Below are 16,835 nucleotides of genomic sequence, written 5' to 3'. Positions count from 1 at the left end.
CCTGCGCATACAAGCATCGGCCCAGCTATCGTAGGGGATTTGACTGTACCAGATAGCACACAGACGATGTATCCCAAGCTCGCGTCGCCGGATCACTATTGCCGACCATCTGGATCGGCGGTTTGCGGCCATATCGCTGGGACGACTGGTGCTCATTGATGTTTTCAGCGAGTGACGTTAAGCCTTTGCGCCGCAAAGTCGGCGGCTTGGTTCGTCATCCCGTTGACGGGGTAAGCACGGTGGGCGGCGCGATCGGTGCCTGTTGGCGAACACACTGGGTCTGCGGGGGCACACAAGTCAATGGTCTTAGCTGCAAATAGGTTACCGATCGTCAGGGGCGGCGCGCCGCCGTCTATTAGCTGCACAAACGAGTCCCGTGGTTTGCCGAATAGTGCTACCACGGCGACGTGCTGCGCGACTCCTGACGGTAGGGGTCCGGCGAGCCCGTCCGGAAGCACGTAACCTGCTGGGACAGCATCCGTTGTGGTGTAGACCGCTACGGCGGCGCCTTGCGAGTATCCACCCATCACAATCCTGGTGGCGGGACAGTCTGACGCCAGGGTGACGACTTCATGGCTTGCATCAACAACCCCTTCGGCAACACGCCAAAAATCCAGTGATGCAGGGTAATCGACAGCATAGGGTTCCACTGTCAAGCCACCAAGGCGCGTCCTGAGGGCGTCGAGAAATGCCTCCCCTGTAACACCTATCCCCGGTGGCTCGAAGGTGCCGCGCGCGAACACGAGAGCGACATTAGGACACTGTGCAGCCTGGGCCTCGGGAAGAGGCTGCAGAAGCAGCCCGAGCCCTACCACTGCTGTCAGCAGGGCTGGCCATCGGAGTCCGCATCCAGTAGTCCATCGCAGGCACAACGACCGCTTGGGGTTCGACTCCGCAGTCCTGAGGATCCCGACTTGCTCTCCTACAGGACAGTGTCGCACGCAGTTGGGGTCGACGCTGCATTGATGCATCGGAGCTCCTTTCGGTCCATGCGCAAGACCCGCTGGCCGTTGATCGTCGCGAACTAGTACTGTACCGATCGGTACTTCGAGCATGAATCCGCCCCGGTGCACGGCCCTACTCGCCGACTACGTAGCAGCCTCCGATCGTGGGACTGCGCAATCAGTGGGTCACGGTTTCCTACATGACAGTTGGGTATTCCCTGAGCGTGCCGCTTCGCGACCGATGACGAAACCGTTTCGGGTTGGCCTTGGCGGACGATAGAGAGGAGCTCGATGTCGATTCAACTGCTCGTCGCTTATGACACCTCTGATGGGCATTGCGCCTATGCCGGTCAACATCTGGCCCGGGGAGCGCGCGCTGCCGGTGCCGATGTTCGACTCCGCCAAGTCACAAGCTGTCACCGCAGCGATTTTCGTGACCTTGACGGCCTGATCTTGGGGTCGCCGGTGCACCAACGCGGAATGAGCTGGCCGATGAAGAAGTTCATCGATGAACTGTGCGAGCCCTCGTGGTTTTACGACGACATGGTGGGCAGGGCTTGCGGCGTGTTCACTACTGGCGGCGGGCACGGAAACGTTGGTGGCGGATGCGAAATGGCGCAGCTGTCCATGCTGGCCAATCTGGCAGCAATGGGCTGCGTCATGGTCCCATTCCCGAAATGCACCCGAGGTTTTGACGTTGCCGGAATGCATTGGGGCCCGCACATCCGCGTCACTTCTGACGACATGACACCACTGCAACCTCACGAGTTGCCCGAAGAGGCGCTCGACGCGGTCTATCACCACGGGGCGGCAATCTGCCGTATCGCCGAAGCCCTCAAGCGACGCGCGCTTGATGGGCAGCTTTTCGACGCGGGCGGACGATTTCCATCAAGGGAAGTCCTTTCCGTCCGGTCCGATCATGACGGTGACGCCGGCGCGCAAGGTTCGCGCCGTTGACACATTCAGTCGGGAAAACGGACTAGCCCCCGTCTGATTGCGATCCGCATCGCTTCCGTACGTGTCGATGCCCCCAACTTCGCAAACAGGTTGTTGGCGTGCAACTTAACGGTGCTCTCGGCAATGAATAAGGCGCCGGCAATCTCCCGATTGGTTTTTCCTTCCGCCATCAACCTGAGCACGTCGAGTTCGCGGGCCGTGGGCTGCGCACGCTGAAGCCGCTCGGCCAGCTTGGTGGCCACCGCGGGCGAAACGCACATCTGACCTGCGGCCGCCCTTCGAATGCCCTGCACCAACTCGATTTCTGCGACATCCTTTAGCAGAAAGCCTTTGGCCCCGGCTTGCAGAGCGAGTTGAATGTCGGCTTCGGCATCGAACGTCGTGAGGATCACCACGCGCGCGTCTGCATCAATTTCGCGGATCCGGCTAACACACTCCACCCCGTCAACGCCAGGCATCCGCAGATCAATGAGAGCAACGTCGGGACGCCGGGCCGCATACATTTCGACCGCCTCGTGCCCATTAGCTGCTTCGGCGACCACTTCCATGTCAGCTTGGCGATTGACCATAAAAGCTACGCCAGCTCTAACCACCTCGTGGTCGTCAGCCAACAACACCGCAATCCGAGCCGCGCTATTACTCATGTTCCGGTCTACCGCAACCTAGCGACGGTGTGCTCGTCCCCCACCCGACATCGTCCACTCCCTCGGACTGTACCATCAAGTTCACTAAAGCTCCCCTGCCGGGCCCGACTTGTCTACCCGTTGGTGCTACCCGAGACAATTTGGGGTCTGCCTCACCTTTAGTTCTAGGCGCAGGCGCAACCAACGACCAGACTTGGTCCAAGACCAGCAGCGTTTTCGTGCCACCGCACATACCATGTCGGTGGTGAGACAGACCGCCTTCGAGGGAACTACTCGCGGCACGACCGAATGCCCCACGCGCAGCCAAGCGTCCGACTTGTCTGCGGCAAGACTTCGTCAAGCAAAGATGCGGTCAGCGATCGGCGATGCCGTTACGGTCCTGACCGAGGCTGACGCGACAGAAGAGGCGTTGCAGAACGCCCTGGCAGCAATCGCTGACGCGGGCGAATTTTCCTCAGCCTGCGTCATCGAACTCAATGACCAAGGTGGGGCAGCACGACCGCGTCCGCAACTCCTAGCCGGATGGGGTGCCCGGGACCGAACACCTCTCGGTAACTCGTTGGCGTTACTCGACATGCGTCCATGGATCGACGCATCGATCCACAGTGACCACCCTCTGGATGCGTTGATCGGCGATCTACCCGACAAAACACTTCGCGGTGTGCTGAAGGAAGCGAAAGTGGCATACGTGGTTTGTTGCCCCATCCAAGTCAACGAAAACTATTGGGGGTGGGTACGATTCGACGATACTACTTCTCGTCGCTGCGACGCGTCGGAAAGGCAGATTCTCCAGTCGGCGGCGATCATCATGGCTCGCGTCGCACGACGTGGTCAGTTACGGCGCAATTCTCGGGATCAGGCGACCGACGCCGAGGGCGCCGGCCATTCCGCCGAGCCGGCGCCTAATGACGCGTCACTCAATGCCCTGCTCTTTCGACTCTCTAGTGGCTCCGATCTCGATACACTTTCGGATGCGTTGTCAGTCGAGGTGACCTCACGGCTACACGCGGACGGCAGTCAGCTTGTGCTGTACGACGAGGCCAAGGACGAGCTGTTTACCGTCGCGGGCGTGGCCAAGAATGAACCCGAGCGATTCCAATTTCCGGCAACAATTCAGGCCAGCGGCGCGGGATGCTTCGAGGTGCTCCGCGATCGTCGCACGCCCCGTTACTTCGACCTTGACCGCGAGCCCCAGAACTTCTGGCCGGGAACAGTCGAGTATCACCGTCGCTTCGGCTCGCAGACGGTGTTGGTGACACCTCTCCATTACGGCGACCGCTTTGCCGGGTTTCTTGGCGTTGCATTTCTTCGGCGTCGCGAACTCACGCAAGACGAACTTGATCTGCTGCAGTCTCTTGGCCACCAAGCCGCATTGGCAGTGCAGCTCATCCGGGCGGGCAAGCACGAGCGTGAGCTGGCGGTGACGCGCGAACGTGAGGCCGCGACGCAGGCGCGGGCGGCAGAACTGGAAGTTGCCAACGTCGCCTTGCAGCGTCTGGTTGACGCGACAGCTAGCCTCGACGGCCTTGAAGGTTTCATCTCGAAGGCCTTGCGCATTGTCGCCGAGGCCCTTAATGCGTCCGGTGCGGGTTACTTCGAGCACCCTGCCGATACCATCTTTCTGCGCTTCTGGCTCGACCACGGCGTCGTCTACGGGCCGGATGAGCTACCCAGCCTCAACGGCGACGACTTGACCACTGTTCGTGAGATGGCGTCCGGGTTCACCGTGTCGCCTGCGCACCTAGGCGTTGACTACCGACGGCGCAGTTCGCCCAGTGTCGTGCACCATACCAAGGCGACCGCGTCGCCAGCACTACACAACTTCTGCCGCAGCCGCGGGTGGGCGTGGGAACTTAACGTGCCGTTGATGGTTAACGGCGTTAGTTGCGCTGCAATCACGTTGCACCGCGATGAGCAGCAGCCCTTCAGCACCGGGGAGGTTGCCCTGGGGGAAACGCTCGGCAAGCAAGTCGCACTCGCCATCCAAGTCAACCGTCTGGCCGAGCGTGATCGCGAGGCCGCTATCGCGGCCGAGCAGGCCGCCGAATTGGCCCGCGCCAATGCGGTCTTGAGTCGATCGTTAAGTCACGCCACTGTGGAGGAAACGACCGACGTGCTCATGGCCCGCATGGTCAAAGAGATCGGTGACATTGCTGGGGCACAATGCAGCGCCCTGATGCTGGAAGAGCCCGACAGGGGCCTCACCATGCCGCTGCTTTTCCTCGACGGCGAGCCGGTGGACCCTCAGAGCGATCGGGCTCACCCCATGTGCCGGCAGACGTGCCAGTGGTCTGACTTTCCGTCCGGCGTCGCACTGTCGGATGACCAATTGGTAGCCGAAGAACTCGACGCGCTGGCGCCGCGGCTCTGGCCGCCGAGCAACGCCTGGCATTACGCCCAGGGCCACCAGGCGCTGGCCATGGTGCCGCTTCGCCACGGTGACCGAACGATCGGCATTCTCGGCCTCGGTTTCGTGCACAGCCCAGTGTTTGACAGGCGGACCAGTGCGTTGCTGCGCGCGCTGGCCAATCAGCTCGGTTTGGTGGCAGCGCTCGAACAGGCCGCGGCGAAGGCGCGAGAGGCCGTGGTACTGCGGGAGAGAGAAAGCGCCGCCCGCCAGCGAGCTGATACCTTGGCCCAGGCCAATGCCGCGTTGACCCGCTCAACCGCCCAGCTCGCGTCCGGCGAGGGCTTATCCGACTTTCTGACCGCCGTGCTGATGGAGGCGATCAACGCTGCCGGCGCCGTGAGCGGAGCGGTGTTTATCCATGACGCCGCAAAGCAGACGCTGAGTGCTGAAGCGTTCATTATGCGTGGTGCAGTTGTCAACGTCGCTACCGATCCTTTGGGCGCTGCGTTCCGCGCTCCCCGGTCGACAGCGGATGATCCGGCCTGGGGCGCAATGGCCGTCGACAAGAAGGTGTTGTGGATGGACTACGACAACCCTTCGCCAATCGATTGGCCGGAGGCGCTGCAATTTCATCGCGCGTTGGGCCACCGGTACGTCGCTGACGTGCCGATGATCTATCGCGGCACCGCTATCGGGTTCCTCGGGTTGTGTTTCGACAAATCGGCTGAATTATCTCTCGATGAAAACACACTCGAGGTAGCGCAGGTCCTAGCTCAACAAGCCGTGCTCGCGGTGCGCCTGACCCGATTGGCCGAAGACGCCCGCACCGCCGCTCTCGACGTCGAACGTGGCCGGGTGGCCGGCGAGATTCACGACGGACTCGCGCAGGGATTCACGGCAATATTGATGCAGGCCCGCGCAGCACTGCTTTCTGACGAGGACTCGCACCGCCACCTTTTCCTCCGCAGGATCGAAGCGCTGGCAGCCGACGGGGTCAGCGAAGCGCGTCGCTCCGTCTTCGCACTGCGCTCGGTGACGTTAGAGGCTGACGGGCTGATCGCCGCATTGACACGCTTAGTCGACAACTGCGCTATCACCGGTCAAATCGACTGCCAGTTGCAGTCCCACGGTCCCCTTCTGCATCTGACACCCGCGCTGGAAGATTCCGCTTATCGGATCGTGCAAGAATCGCTGCAGAATGCCCTCAAATATGCTGACGCGCGCACCATCGTCGTCCACGTCGGCGCTACCCAGGGTCAACTCACCGTCACTGTCGACGATGATGGCACCGGGATTGCCGAGGACATCATTTCGCAGGCCAGGGAACGAGGAGGCTTGCGTGCAATGCGCGAGCGAGCAGCGACTGGCGGCGGCGTTCTCACCGTGACGCGGGTGCAGCCGCACGGAACGCGAGTTTCGGTTAGTTACCCGCTGCCGCCGCCATGATCGCAGACAACGCCGACGCGTGCTTAAGGGTAGTGCTCGCTGATGATCACGTAGCTTTTCGGCAGAGCCTGCGAAGTATTCTCGAAACTCTCGGGGGCACCGACGTGGTTGCTGAAAGCAGCGACGGCGAAGGCGCATTGACCGCTTACCTGTGCCATCGGCCTCACGTGCTGGTCCTCGACTTACGTATGCCTCATCTTGACGGTTTGCAAGTTGTCTGTCGCGTGCTGGCGGCTGATCCGACTGCCTGCATTCTCGTGCTGACGACTAGTGCCACCGACCATCAAATTCAGCGCGTCCTGGCTGCCGGGGCGAAGGCGTGCCTGTTCAAAGATGTTGCTCCACAAGTTCTTCTGCAGATCCTGCGCAGAGTAGCTGCGGGTGAAACCATTCCGCCCACCGCAGCGTGGGGAGAATCGAGTTGCGCCGCAACACCATCGGCCGACAAGCACGGTCAGCGAGAAGAACCGACCGGACCTTGAACCAGGGTTAGAGCGGTTTAGAGCCCGTATCGCAGAATCACGCCGCCGCAAGAACCCGTGACATGTCGGCCCTGTTGATCGGAGCCTGGTGAGTGAGCATGCGACCTTCCTCCCAGAGAGTGATTGAAAACGTCGGGTCTGCTGCACGATCAGGTGACAGTTTCGGTCACGCGGCCTGACTGGCCGGTGTGGTCATGATGGCTTCGAATTCGACGGGGGTCAACCGGCCGAGGCCGGCTTGGCGACGCCGGCGGTGGTAGGTCCGTTCGATCCAGGTGACGATCGCGATGCGCAGTTGCTCGCGGGTGTCCCATCTCTATGTCAACCTGACTCAGGACCACTGTGACGGCTTGATTCGGGACCACCTCGGCGAGGAGGTGGTGGCTCAGGCGTCTTCGTAGGCTGTGATCGCGAGCTGCTACCGCGGGTATGGCTGAGCCGGTATGAGGTGGTGCCGGTTTCGATGATGGTGCCGTGGAAGGTGAGTCGGTCGACGATCGCGGCGCAGAGTCGGGGGTCGGTGAAGGTTTTGGTCCAGCCGGAGAAACTCTCGTTGGATGCGATGGCTACTGACGCCTTTTCCTCGCGTTCAGTGAGTACTTGGAACAGCAACTCCGCGCCCCGGCGGTCGAGTTCCATGTAGCCGAGTTCGTCGATACATAAAAGATCGACGCGGCCGTAGCGGGCGATCGTGCGGGCGAGTTGCTTTTCATCGGCGGCCTCGACGAGTTCGTTGACCAGTTTGGTCGCCAGTGTGTAGCGGACGCGGAAGCCTTGCTCGGCGGCGGCGGTGCCCACACCAATGAGCAGGTGGGACTTGCCGGTGCCCGAGTCGCCGATCAGGCAGAGCGGGTCGCCTCGGCGTATCCAATCGCCTTGGGCGACGGTATGTACGGTGGCGGCGTTGATGTTTGGGTTGGCGTCGAAATCGAAGTCGCCCAACCATTTCTGACGTGGAAACCCGGCCGCTGCGACTCGCCGCAAGGTGGATCGGCGGTCCCGGTCATCGCATTCGGCCAGGAGCAGTTCGGCGAGGAAGCCGTGGTAGGTGAGCTGTTCACGCTCGGCGACTTTCACTGCTTCGTCGATCACCGCACGCACGGTCGGCAACCGCAGGCGTCGGCATGCGGAATCGACGGCGGCTTGGGCCGCTTGTGGGGTCATCCCGCGTTGGCGGCGCAGGGTGTTGGTGACTTTCGTGGCCGTGCTCATGATCCAGTCGTTCCTTCCATTCCGTCACCGGGTGGCGGTGTTGGGGGTCTGCGTTGGAGCAGCTCGTCGTAGGCCGCGACGTCAGGCAGCGGCCGGGTGTCGGGTGGCAGGCCGGCGATCACGGTCGCTGGATCAGCCAGGCGGCGCTGGGTCAGACTGACGACCCGGTAATCGACGGTATTGGCATGGTTACCGGCGTGACGGTCTGATTCGAGACCACCACCGGCGGCATGCAGGCGTGCTTCGACCGCGACCACATCCGCTGAAACGGCACCGACCGACAGGGCGGCGTGGATCCCGGCGATCACATCGGTAGCGCGCATGCTGCGGTGCAGCAGCAGCACGTCGATTAGCGAGCGAGTCCCGCCAGCATCGCCGTCGACGCGGCGGGCCTGCTGCCAGAACGCCTCGTGCGCTGCGGTGAAAGTGCCGGCGGCGCGGGCCTGAGCAAGCGCGGTGGAGCCGGGCAACGCGCCGGGTTTGCAGTGCAACACCTCCAGATAGTGGTCGAGGTTGATCGATTGCCCGTTGCGGGTCGTGACGCGTTCATGGCGTGCGGCGATAGTGCGGCCGTCGAAGACGACCAACTCCGAGGCCCGCAGCGACACCCTGACTTTGCGTCCGATCAACCGGGCGGGAACCGAGTACTTCGCCGACCGCGCCGTGATCAGCGCCGACCGGTCCACCCGTGGATGCAGCACCAGCCCCGGGTCGAACCGCTCGGCAGGCAGAGCGGCGAGATGTTCTCGTTCGGTCTGGAAGTCCTGGCCCACGGTGTGCAGCCGGCCGGTGACCCGCCGATGATCCTCACGTGCTTCGCAGCGGCGGATGTAGTCGTTGAGCTCTGACAGCGAGTCCACTTCCGGCATGGGCGTGAGCCAGGTGCGGCGGAAACGTCCGATCTCGCCCTCGACTCCGCCTTTCTCGTGGGCGCCTTTCACTCCCGGCTGGCAGTAGAACGGGTCGAACCCGTAGAACGATCTGAACAGCACCCACCGGTCGTTCTCGACCCTGCCCCGACCGCGGCCGAACACCACCGAGGTGACCGCAGACTTCAAGTTGTCGTAGCGGATATGGCGCACCGGGATGCCGCCGATCACGTCGAATGCTTCGATGTGGCCTTCGAGGAACGCCTCCTGCGACTGAGTCGCATACACCCGATGGACTGCCTTGCCGGACATCGACATTCGGAAAACGAACATGTAGCAGCGGGTTCTGACACCAGCGAGGATGACGTGAACCTCGCCGAAATCAACCTCAGCTTCAGCGCCGGGCGGGTGTTCCTGCGGCACGAACGCTTCCTGCGCCTGCTTACCGGACTCGGCGATGATCTCCGCACGACGGACCCGGACATAGTCACGCACCGACGAATACGACACATCCTCAACGCCGTGTTCATCGGCCAGACGATTGCAAATCCTTGTCGCAGTGTGGCGTTGCTTGCGGGGCGCATCCAGATCGGTCCGCAGCATCGCATCAATCGCAGGTTTGAGCGGGCCCAGTTTCGGCGACTCCCGCACCGGTGTCTTCCGCCTCGGCGGCTCCGGATTCGCCAACGCGTGCCGGACCGTATCCCGGCCAACCTTGTACTTACGAGCAAGCGCCCGAATACCCAAACCCTCGACCCGGGCGTCCCTACGTATCTGGGCGAACAGCTCCACACGACTTCCCATCCGGAACCCTCCGACAGCGAGCCAATAATCGACACGCCAACCGTCGAGGGTGGTCCTGAATCAAACCGTCACAACACACCGGTCTGAAAGAAGGTGGTCCTGAATCAGGCCGTCACACCGGTCCTGAATCAAACTGTCATAGCCAGTCCCAGCGGCGGCGGTTCAAGACGTTCTTCTGCAGCAAGGAAAAGAAGCTCTCCATGGCGGCGTTGTCACCGGCCGCCCCGACGCGGCCCATGGATCCGACCATCTCGTAGCGACCCAGCATATGCACGAATTTGCTTGACCTGAACTGAGATCCGCGGTCGCTGTGCAATATGCAGCCGGCGACCTCACCACGACGGGCCACCGCACTGCTGAGAGCCTGGACGGCCAGACGGGATTTCATCCGGGAGTCGATGCTGTAGCCGACGATACGATTGGAGAACACATCCTTGATCGCACACACGTAAAGCTTTCCCTCGCCGGTGTGGTGTTCGGTGATATCGCTGAGCCACAATCGATTTGGTGCATCAGCGGTAAAATCGCGGCCCACCAAATCGTCGTGAACGGGTGGACCGGATTTGCCGTTCTTTCCGCGTTTGCGCTTGCCGAACGCGCTCCACCAGCCATTGCCCGAACAGATCCGCCACGCCGTCCGCTCGGCCATGGCCTGGCCGGCGTCGCGGGCCTCATCAACGAGGTAGCGGTAGCCGAATTCCGGATCGTCACGGTGCGCATCGAATAAGGCGTTGGCGCGGTAGGCCTCGACGAGTTCGGCGGCGGCGACCGGCTGGGTCAACCAGCGGTAATACGGTTGGCGAGCGAGCTTGAGGACCCGGCACGTCACCGCCACGGGAATCCCGTCGGCGGCGAGCTCTTTCACGAGCGGGTAGAGCCTTTTCCCGGAAGGTTGGCCTGCGACAAGTAGGCCGCGGCCCGGCGCAGGACTTCGTTTTCCTGCTCCAAGAGCCTGATCCGGCGCCGAGCATCGCGCAGCTCACCGGACTCTCCGGTGGTCTTGCCGGGCTTGGTGCCCTCGTCGATGTCGGCCTGGCGCATCCACTTGGTCAGCGTCATCGGGTGGACACCAAAGTCGGTCGCGATCTGCTCGATCGTCACGCCGTCTTCACGGTTGCGGGCGACCCGGACGACATCGTCGCGGAACTCCTGGGGGTAAGGCCTGGGCACAAACACATCCTTCCAGCCTGCCCCTGCTGGGCAAGCCAACTCAGATGTCACCTATTCGTGCAGCAGACCCGTCCGCGGTGTAGTGAGCTGGGAAGTCCCTCAGCGTTAGGCATCTGCGACGAAGTGATCTGCGCGCCTGGCCTCATCGACGCGTGGCTTGTTTCGAGAGCCTATCGCTGTGTCCTAGCGGTTGCCTGGATGTCGAAGTCGATTGCCTGTTTCGCGCTCAGAGACCTCCCAGCGTGTGGTCGCGGCTCGCCGGTTCAGCGATCGCCCCATCAGCGGACGGTGTGCACGGCGGCTCCGTTGTTAACGAAACGAGGAGCGTAAAGTTGCCCGCTGCGGGCCTTCGGGTCGGTCGCCGCCCGCAGCAAGGGACGTGCGCCGTTCGCTGCGGACATGCCCGCCGCCCCGGCGAGGTTCTTGAAAAACCGCTGCGAGAAGCCGCCGCTCTGAGCCGCGCTCACGGTCTGCAGATCGGTGTTGGACAACCCGGGGTGCGCCACCAAGCTGGACACCGGTAGACCCACGGCCGTCAGACGTCGATGAAGCTCGACCGCGAAGTGCAAATTGGCCAGCTTGGACTGGCCGTACGCCCGCCACGGCTTGGCTCCTCGGTCGTGTCGCGGGATGGCCACGTTGCAGAGCCACCGGAGCCAGTTTGAATACTGCCACCCTCGATACGCCGAGGCCCTCAACCGGCGTTACGGACATGCCCGAGTCAGATCCGAACAATGAGGAACCGGCAACGGGCCTCGACACCGCGGAGTCAAACACCGACTCCCCGCCGTGCTCGCGAAACCATCTACGGGTCAGGAACTTTGCGGAGTGAGCCGAAGTACAGGGATAGCGCGAAGTCCGTCGGTGTTCGCGGCATACGCCGAAAAATTTGATGTATATCGCTCAGCAAGCGCGTATAAGCGGTTACGGTCCTCTCCCTCGGCCGCGCGGGCGATGAAGTCGCCGCCCCGGTCGGGACGGCCATCGGCGAACACCTGGCACTGCGCATTCTTGAGCAAGTTGTGGTACCAGCTCGGGTGGCTGGCCTGGCCGTAATTCGAGGCAATCACGATGACGTCGTCTTCATCGGTGAAGTAGGTGAGCATCACGTCTCGCGACAATCCCGACTTAGCTCCGGTCGTGCGAACCAAGACAAGGGGGATGGCTCCTTTCGCGAAATGTGCGCGTCCGTGAGTAAGCCGAACTAGACGGTTGTCGAGCGGCGCCAAGAGCCTGCGGTGGATCGCTGATCCCGTGTGCGTGGACATGAACCGGCCGATAGCGCGCCGCATCACACCCGGCCTTGCAGTGGGATCGACTCGCGGGATGCCATACAGCCGATCGCTCATGAGCAGAATGGTACGTCTTGTTGCCGCGAGCTGGTAGATGCTCGATCGCGTTCGCGCGTCAACCGGTGACTGTACCTTTCGGTACTTTTCTGGTATGCCTACTTTGCAGAGTGTTGGTGGCTGCCGTGCAGCATCCTGGACACCCGAAACGGAGTTGAACTCTTGTCGAATCTACTTTTCTTGCAAGCCTCCCCGCGCAAGAACGCGTCAAAGTCTATTCAGATCGCCCAGACGTACCTCAATGCGTTGCGGGTGAACAACCCGGACCTGAACATCGATATTCTTGAACTCTGGGAGACCGATCTCCCGGCGTTCGACGGCGATAAGGTGGCAGCCAAGATGAACGTCATCACTGAGCAAAACCAGAACGACAAGCAGCAGACGGCATGGGATCAAATCGTGGCAGTGGCAGCCAGATTCATTTCTGCCGACCGCTACCTAATTGCCGCGCCGATGTGGAACGGCGGCGTCCCGTACCGCCTCAAGCATTATATTGACCTGATACACCAGCCCGGCCTCCTGTGGGGACTCAACCCAGAGACCGGTTACTACGGACTTCTGAAGAACAAGCACGCAACACTTGTGCTGACCTCAGGCGTCTACGCTCAGGGCGTTCCCTCATCGTTCGGCGTTGACCACCACTCGACCCATCTGCGCGCGTGGCTCAACGAGGCGGGGGTGACAGAAATCGACGAGCTGCGATTTCAACCTTCGTTGCTGACCCCTGATCCCGACGGTGGCTTCGACAGAGCCCGTGAGCGAGCGGTCGAGCTGGCAGCTGCCCACGGCCGCGTCTGATTACATTCCCGTATTGTTTCGCGTCATCGACGTCTAGGACTTCGGTTCTGACGCAGCGATATTCGATCGAAGTCCGCCAGAGCACGGACGACCGCGTCGAACAACGATTCCGGAACAGCACGGTAAGCCGCGTTGGCGCAAGGGGATATCACAGTTCGATAGGCCTTCTACATCCCAAGCTCGAGTCCGACCAAAGCCTCGGGGATTCCCGACTTCGACGGTACGTGACCAACGCCTAATGATGGCGTGGAAACGCTGCCAGTGCCGACCGAGAACGACTGGCACGACTTTATATTAGTCGCAATGGATTTCGTCGCCGCCGTGGGATTCGGGTGGTAAGTCTTGGTGTGTACGTTCAGGAGTCAATCTCAGGAACGACAAATCGCTGCGGGCTGCGCTTCGCGTGCGTCTGGTGAATACGCGAGAGAAAAGACTTCAACAATTTCAGATGTTACAGACAACTCTTGGTCGAACGCGTGATGCGGCCGGAGTAGCGGGTTGCAGCCGGGTGCCAATGGGGCAGCGCGGACGGTTCATGCTGCAACGATTAGGAATTCGTTGCAAGTCTTCGTCGCGCAAAAGTCCTTCCCCTCACCTCACCGGAGACTCCTTCCGCGCCGGAATGCGCCGCAAACTGCTCGGAGAGAACCGATCAGCGACGGGCCTTTAGGCGCGGCTGCCGGTACCCGCCGTGAACAAACTGCGCATGGAGGCCTTGATGACGGAGCCGATGTGTTTCGCAGCCGTTCCAAGAGGCCATGGACTCGCCGGCCTGTGACTCGGCCGCAGGGTATTACGCTCAGCCCGGGATCACCTATCGCCTCCTGAAACTGCCGCACAGCACCGTCGCCGTCGCGTGGCAGCCCAAGCTCAGACGATGAGTTGATCGACGCCTTGGCGTCCACGTGTTGCCGCCAAGCGCGGCTCGAGCGTTGCGCCCGTAGCCGCGCGACGGCATGCAGTCCAGATGCGTCCAGGGGCTAAACACCTGACGCCGTGGGCGAGGGCGAAAGGAAACGGTGTATCGCCTCCATCGCGGCGTCCTGGCGTGCTTCGTCTGCGAAGTCGGGCATAATCTTGGCTTGATCAGTTAGCGGTCCGGTCAGGGCGCTGGCCGGGCTCGCGTAGAACCCGCCGCTGAGCAGTGCGTCGTCAATCAGCCCTCGGATCAACCGCTGGGTCCCAGTCTGAAGCGTGTGCGCGATGCCGAACGCAGGCAGGACAAAAGGCATGAGCAACCCGCCCATCAACAGCCGCACGATCGGCGTCATATCCCGGAGGACGTCGGTGCCCGCCGTGTTGCCGGGACTGACGGTGAGCAGACGCGACTCTGGGTGCCGTCGCGCCATTGCGCTCATATAGAGGGCGCCGACATGCTTGACCGCGGCATATGCCGACATCACGCTGCCGCCACGCGACCAGAAAGAACCGTCGGCAACGGATGAATACTCGGCGGCAGAGCCCACGTGGAAAATCGGTCTCGGGATACGCAGCTTCGGCGCACCGCGGGCCGCCTCGCTGCCGACGAGTACGGCAGTGCCGCCGAACGCCCCGCGCTGCATCAGCCCCTCTAGCAAAGCGGCATGTCCCAACACGTTTGCCGCGAAGATGTGAGTAACGCCTGCGGTCGTCCGCGCGTTCGGCGTCGGCCCCCCGGTTCCGCCAGCATTCATGATAATGCCGTCCACAAAGTCATCGAGGCCGTCGATCGCAGCGGTCACCGACCTAAGTTCAGTGAGATCCATCATCAGCGGTTGATAGATCTGCCTGCCGGCTATCCGGCCCAGGTTATCGGCGGCCTTGTATGCCTTTTCCTCAGATCGACAGCTGACGTAGACGCGCTCGACGCCGTCGACGCGAGCGAGCGTTCGCGCCACTTCCCTACCCAATCCCGTATTTGCCCCGGTAACTAGTACTGCTGCGAGATGTGACGTCACGTCGCCCGTATCCTTTCAAGCTCGGCACGGTCATAGTTGTACTGTACGCTTTGGTACACTGCGAGGCGCAGTCGGTGGGCTTCCCACATGGACGTGACAGCCGACACATCGTGACGAAGACGATCATTGCGAGATAGGGAATTCAATCCGGACCTGCGATGGCAGCCCGAATGAGACAGGTCTACGCTCACTGCAATTCACGCCTTCCTTCAGTCGGAGTCGCTGTTGCACAACGAATCCCGCGGATCAGAATTGTTCTGCTTGGTCGACCCGGGCTGTGACGGGGCAATTAACCCGATCAACCCGGAGGTGTAATGCTCTGATGACCCGTCCCTTGAGTGCCGATGCTCATCGGAGCCGCCCCACAACCGCGGTGAGGTCGGGCGTGGTAGTGGCGACGCAGCAGTGCACTGGACCGCATCTTGCGGAGGGCGGACGCAAGAAACGCCAACAAATCAGTGCGCGAGAAAGTTTCACGGCGCATCGTCGGTCGATTTGCTCGTGTTCGGGTGGCACATTAAGTGTACTCTTTGGTACATTGACTGGGTTCGCATTGCAGTAATAACTTGTCAGATCAGCTTCGTTGGCGCGTCAGGATGTCTGCCTGCTCTGCGGCGAAAATGCCGCTATGGCCCCTCCTTCCCGCCACAGTACGCAGTACACAGTGAACTGCACTACCGTTGTCAAGCAGCATCTTTGCGCGGCGGGCAGAGCCGCGATAGCGGATATGACTGGCATACACCCTTGCGAGGCGCATGATGACTGGTTTCGACATCCGCGCGGCGGGCTCGACCGAGCTTACGCGCCTGCTGACCTTGGCTGCCGCCTTCTACCTCGAAGACGGATTTGCGACGCCGGTTTCACAGCTCCGTGACAACCTGGCCTTTCTGCTGCACAGCCATGCCGCCCGCGTCGCCGTGGCGGGCCGGCAGCACGACATCGTTGGCTTTGCCATCACAACCCTTAGCTTCGGGCTTGAATATGGTGCTATCGCTGAACTTGAGGATCTGTTCGTCGCACCGGCCTCAAGGGGATCGGGAGTCGCGACCGCGCTCATTGACGACAGCTGCGATTGGGCTCGGTCTCGCGGTTGCCAGGCCCTCGAAGTGGTCGTAGTGCCGAAGGCCAACGACGTCGCGCATCTTGTCAGCTATTACGCGAAGAGGAATTTTGCCGACCAGGGTCGAAAAGTATTGACCCGGGACCTCACCCGGTAGGGCATGCCGCAGTCCGCGAAATCTATTTTTCATACAGACCTTTCGGATCCGGAGGGTGTTGATGCTGCGGCGTGCAGCTAGAGGCCTCTCCGACGCGCAGGTGATGTACCCAATCATGCCGGGCGAATCGTTTGCCATTAGCTGCGATAGCTTCGGCAAAGTCGCGGCTTACGATCCGATTGGTTGTCCTGGTTTCCCCGGAGAATTTGGTCTATCCCGCGCTCACGCTCAACGGTGTTGTCATACTTGGTTTTACGCCACGGGGTCGGTGGATTGTAGGAGCAGTTCGAGCTCCCTCGGAGTGCGTATGCCGAGCGCGGAGTGACGCCGTTGGCGCTTTAGGACGTTCTCTTGGAACTCGAAGATCGCGTTGGCCGACTCGATACGCGTCCTCCACCGATGGCGGTTGCGCAACTCCGTTTGCGTTCTACTCGAGACGGACTCGATAATTGCCGTCGGCTCGGCCTGCTCAGCCCGGTCGAGGTCGGACAGCCAACCGCATTCGATGAGCTCTTGTTTCGCGTAGTGCTAAATGGTCCGATCGCTACGGCCCATATCGGCAGGGCTCTCGGCGCCGGGGCGCCCGGCGGCACACCAGAGGCTGACCCCAAGCAGAACGGACTTTGGACAACCCGGCACATCATCCGAAAGCGGCC

General features: G+C 61.7%; 13 protein-coding genes and 2 pseudogenes. 6 read left to right on the top strand and 9 right to left on the bottom strand.

Annotation, left to right across the window (positions count from 1 at the left end):
• Nucleotides 1-164: 164 nt before the first annotated feature.
• The gene (locus tag B4U45_RS22585; protein WP_370530926.1) at nt 165-815 is read right to left on the bottom strand and encodes a cutinase family protein; all 651 of its coding nucleotides are present in this window, start codon (nt 813-815) and stop codon (nt 165-167) included.
• A gap of 457 nt (nt 816-1,272) precedes the next feature.
• Between B4U45_RS22585 and B4U45_RS29975 the strand changes: the two genes are divergently transcribed.
• On the top strand, nt 1,273-1,395 hold the full coding sequence (locus B4U45_RS29975; RefSeq protein WP_254893896.1) for a hypothetical protein: 123 nt from the start codon (nt 1,273-1,275) through the stop codon (nt 1,393-1,395).
• A gap of 29 nt (nt 1,396-1,424) precedes the next feature.
• Nucleotides 1,425-1,901 carry a flavodoxin family protein gene (locus B4U45_RS22580; protein ID WP_050594572.1) on the top strand — a complete coding sequence of 159 codons (477 nt, stop codon included), beginning with the start codon at nt 1,425-1,427 and terminating at the stop codon, nt 1,899-1,901.
• Between the two features lie 5 nt (nt 1,902-1,906).
• Here B4U45_RS22580 and B4U45_RS22575 read toward each other — a convergent pair whose 3' ends face one another.
• Nucleotides 1,907-2,545 carry a response regulator gene (locus tag B4U45_RS22575; RefSeq protein WP_033719492.1) on the bottom strand — a complete coding sequence of 213 codons (639 nt, stop codon included), beginning with the start codon at nt 2,543-2,545 and terminating at the stop codon, nt 1,907-1,909.
• Between the two features lie 244 nt (nt 2,546-2,789).
• Here B4U45_RS22575 and B4U45_RS22570 point away from each other — a divergent pair, with 244 nt between their 5' ends.
• Nucleotides 2,790-6,341 (top strand): GAF domain-containing protein, encoded by a 3,552-nt coding sequence (locus B4U45_RS22570; protein ID WP_158006309.1) that lies wholly within the window; start codon nt 2,790-2,792, stop codon nt 6,339-6,341.
• Nucleotides 6,338-6,823: a response regulator gene (locus tag B4U45_RS22565; RefSeq protein WP_080691821.1), complete on the top strand. Its 486-nt coding sequence runs from the start codon at nt 6,338-6,340 to the stop codon at nt 6,821-6,823. Before B4U45_RS22570 ends, B4U45_RS22565 begins: the two co-directional genes overlap by 4 nt.
• Before the next feature lie 166 nt (nt 6,824-6,989).
• On the opposite strand, the pseudogene B4U45_RS22560 reads toward B4U45_RS22565, so the two are convergent.
• The 6 genes and pseudogenes from B4U45_RS22560 to B4U45_RS22530 form a co-directional block, all read right to left on the bottom strand.
• Nucleotides 6,990-7,139: pseudogene (locus B4U45_RS22560) on the bottom strand (IS3 family transposase); the annotation flags it as partial.
• Between the two features lie 5 nt (nt 7,140-7,144).
• Nucleotides 7,145-8,035 (bottom strand): IS21-like element helper ATPase IstB, encoded by an 891-nt coding sequence (istB, locus tag B4U45_RS22555; RefSeq protein ID WP_082275278.1) that lies wholly within the window; start codon nt 8,033-8,035, stop codon nt 7,145-7,147.
• Complete coding sequence (gene istA / locus B4U45_RS22550; protein WP_055578112.1) at nt 8,032-9,708, bottom strand: IS21 family transposase; 1,677 nt, start codon at nt 9,706-9,708, stop codon at nt 8,032-8,034. The genes istB and istA overlap by 4 nt, the downstream gene beginning before the upstream one ends.
• A gap of 148 nt (nt 9,709-9,856) precedes the next feature.
• A pseudogene (locus tag B4U45_RS22545) lies at nt 9,857-10,878 on the bottom strand (IS3 family transposase); the annotation flags it as partial.
• A 278-nt stretch (nt 10,879-11,156) separates the two neighbouring features.
• Nucleotides 11,157-11,516, bottom strand: coding sequence for an SDR family NAD(P)-dependent oxidoreductase (locus tag B4U45_RS22535; protein WP_050594573.1), 360 nt, complete (start codon nt 11,514-11,516; stop codon nt 11,157-11,159).
• Between the two features lie 174 nt (nt 11,517-11,690).
• Nucleotides 11,691-12,227, bottom strand: a complete 537-nt coding sequence (locus tag B4U45_RS22530; RefSeq protein WP_033719495.1) for a nitroreductase/quinone reductase family protein — start codon at nt 12,225-12,227, stop codon at nt 11,691-11,693.
• 162 nt (nt 12,228-12,389) lie between these two features.
• Here B4U45_RS22530 and B4U45_RS22525 point away from each other — a divergent pair, with 162 nt between their 5' ends.
• The gene (locus B4U45_RS22525; RefSeq protein ID WP_033719496.1) at nt 12,390-13,025 is read left to right on the top strand and encodes an FMN-dependent NADH-azoreductase; all 636 of its coding nucleotides are present in this window, start codon (nt 12,390-12,392) and stop codon (nt 13,023-13,025) included.
• A 980-nt stretch (nt 13,026-14,005) separates the two neighbouring features.
• On the opposite strand, the gene B4U45_RS22520 is transcribed toward B4U45_RS22525, so the two are convergent.
• On the bottom strand, nt 14,006-14,962 hold the full coding sequence (locus B4U45_RS22520; protein WP_033719497.1) for an SDR family NAD(P)-dependent oxidoreductase: 957 nt from the start codon (nt 14,960-14,962) through the stop codon (nt 14,006-14,008).
• 758 nt (nt 14,963-15,720) lie between these two features.
• Here B4U45_RS22520 and B4U45_RS22515 point away from each other — a divergent pair.
• Complete coding sequence (locus B4U45_RS22515; protein WP_033719524.1) at nt 15,721-16,179, top strand: GNAT family N-acetyltransferase; 459 nt, start codon at nt 15,721-15,723, stop codon at nt 16,177-16,179.
• Nucleotides 16,180-16,835 lie beyond the last annotated feature (656 nt).

Origin of the sequence: Mycobacterium persicum (assembly GCF_002086915.1) — a bacterium.
Classification (GTDB): domain Bacteria; phylum Actinomycetota; class Actinomycetes; order Mycobacteriales; family Mycobacteriaceae; genus Mycobacterium; species Mycobacterium persicum.
Note: the sequence above shows the minus strand (reverse complement) of the source record. Positions and strands in the feature narration are given on the sequence as shown.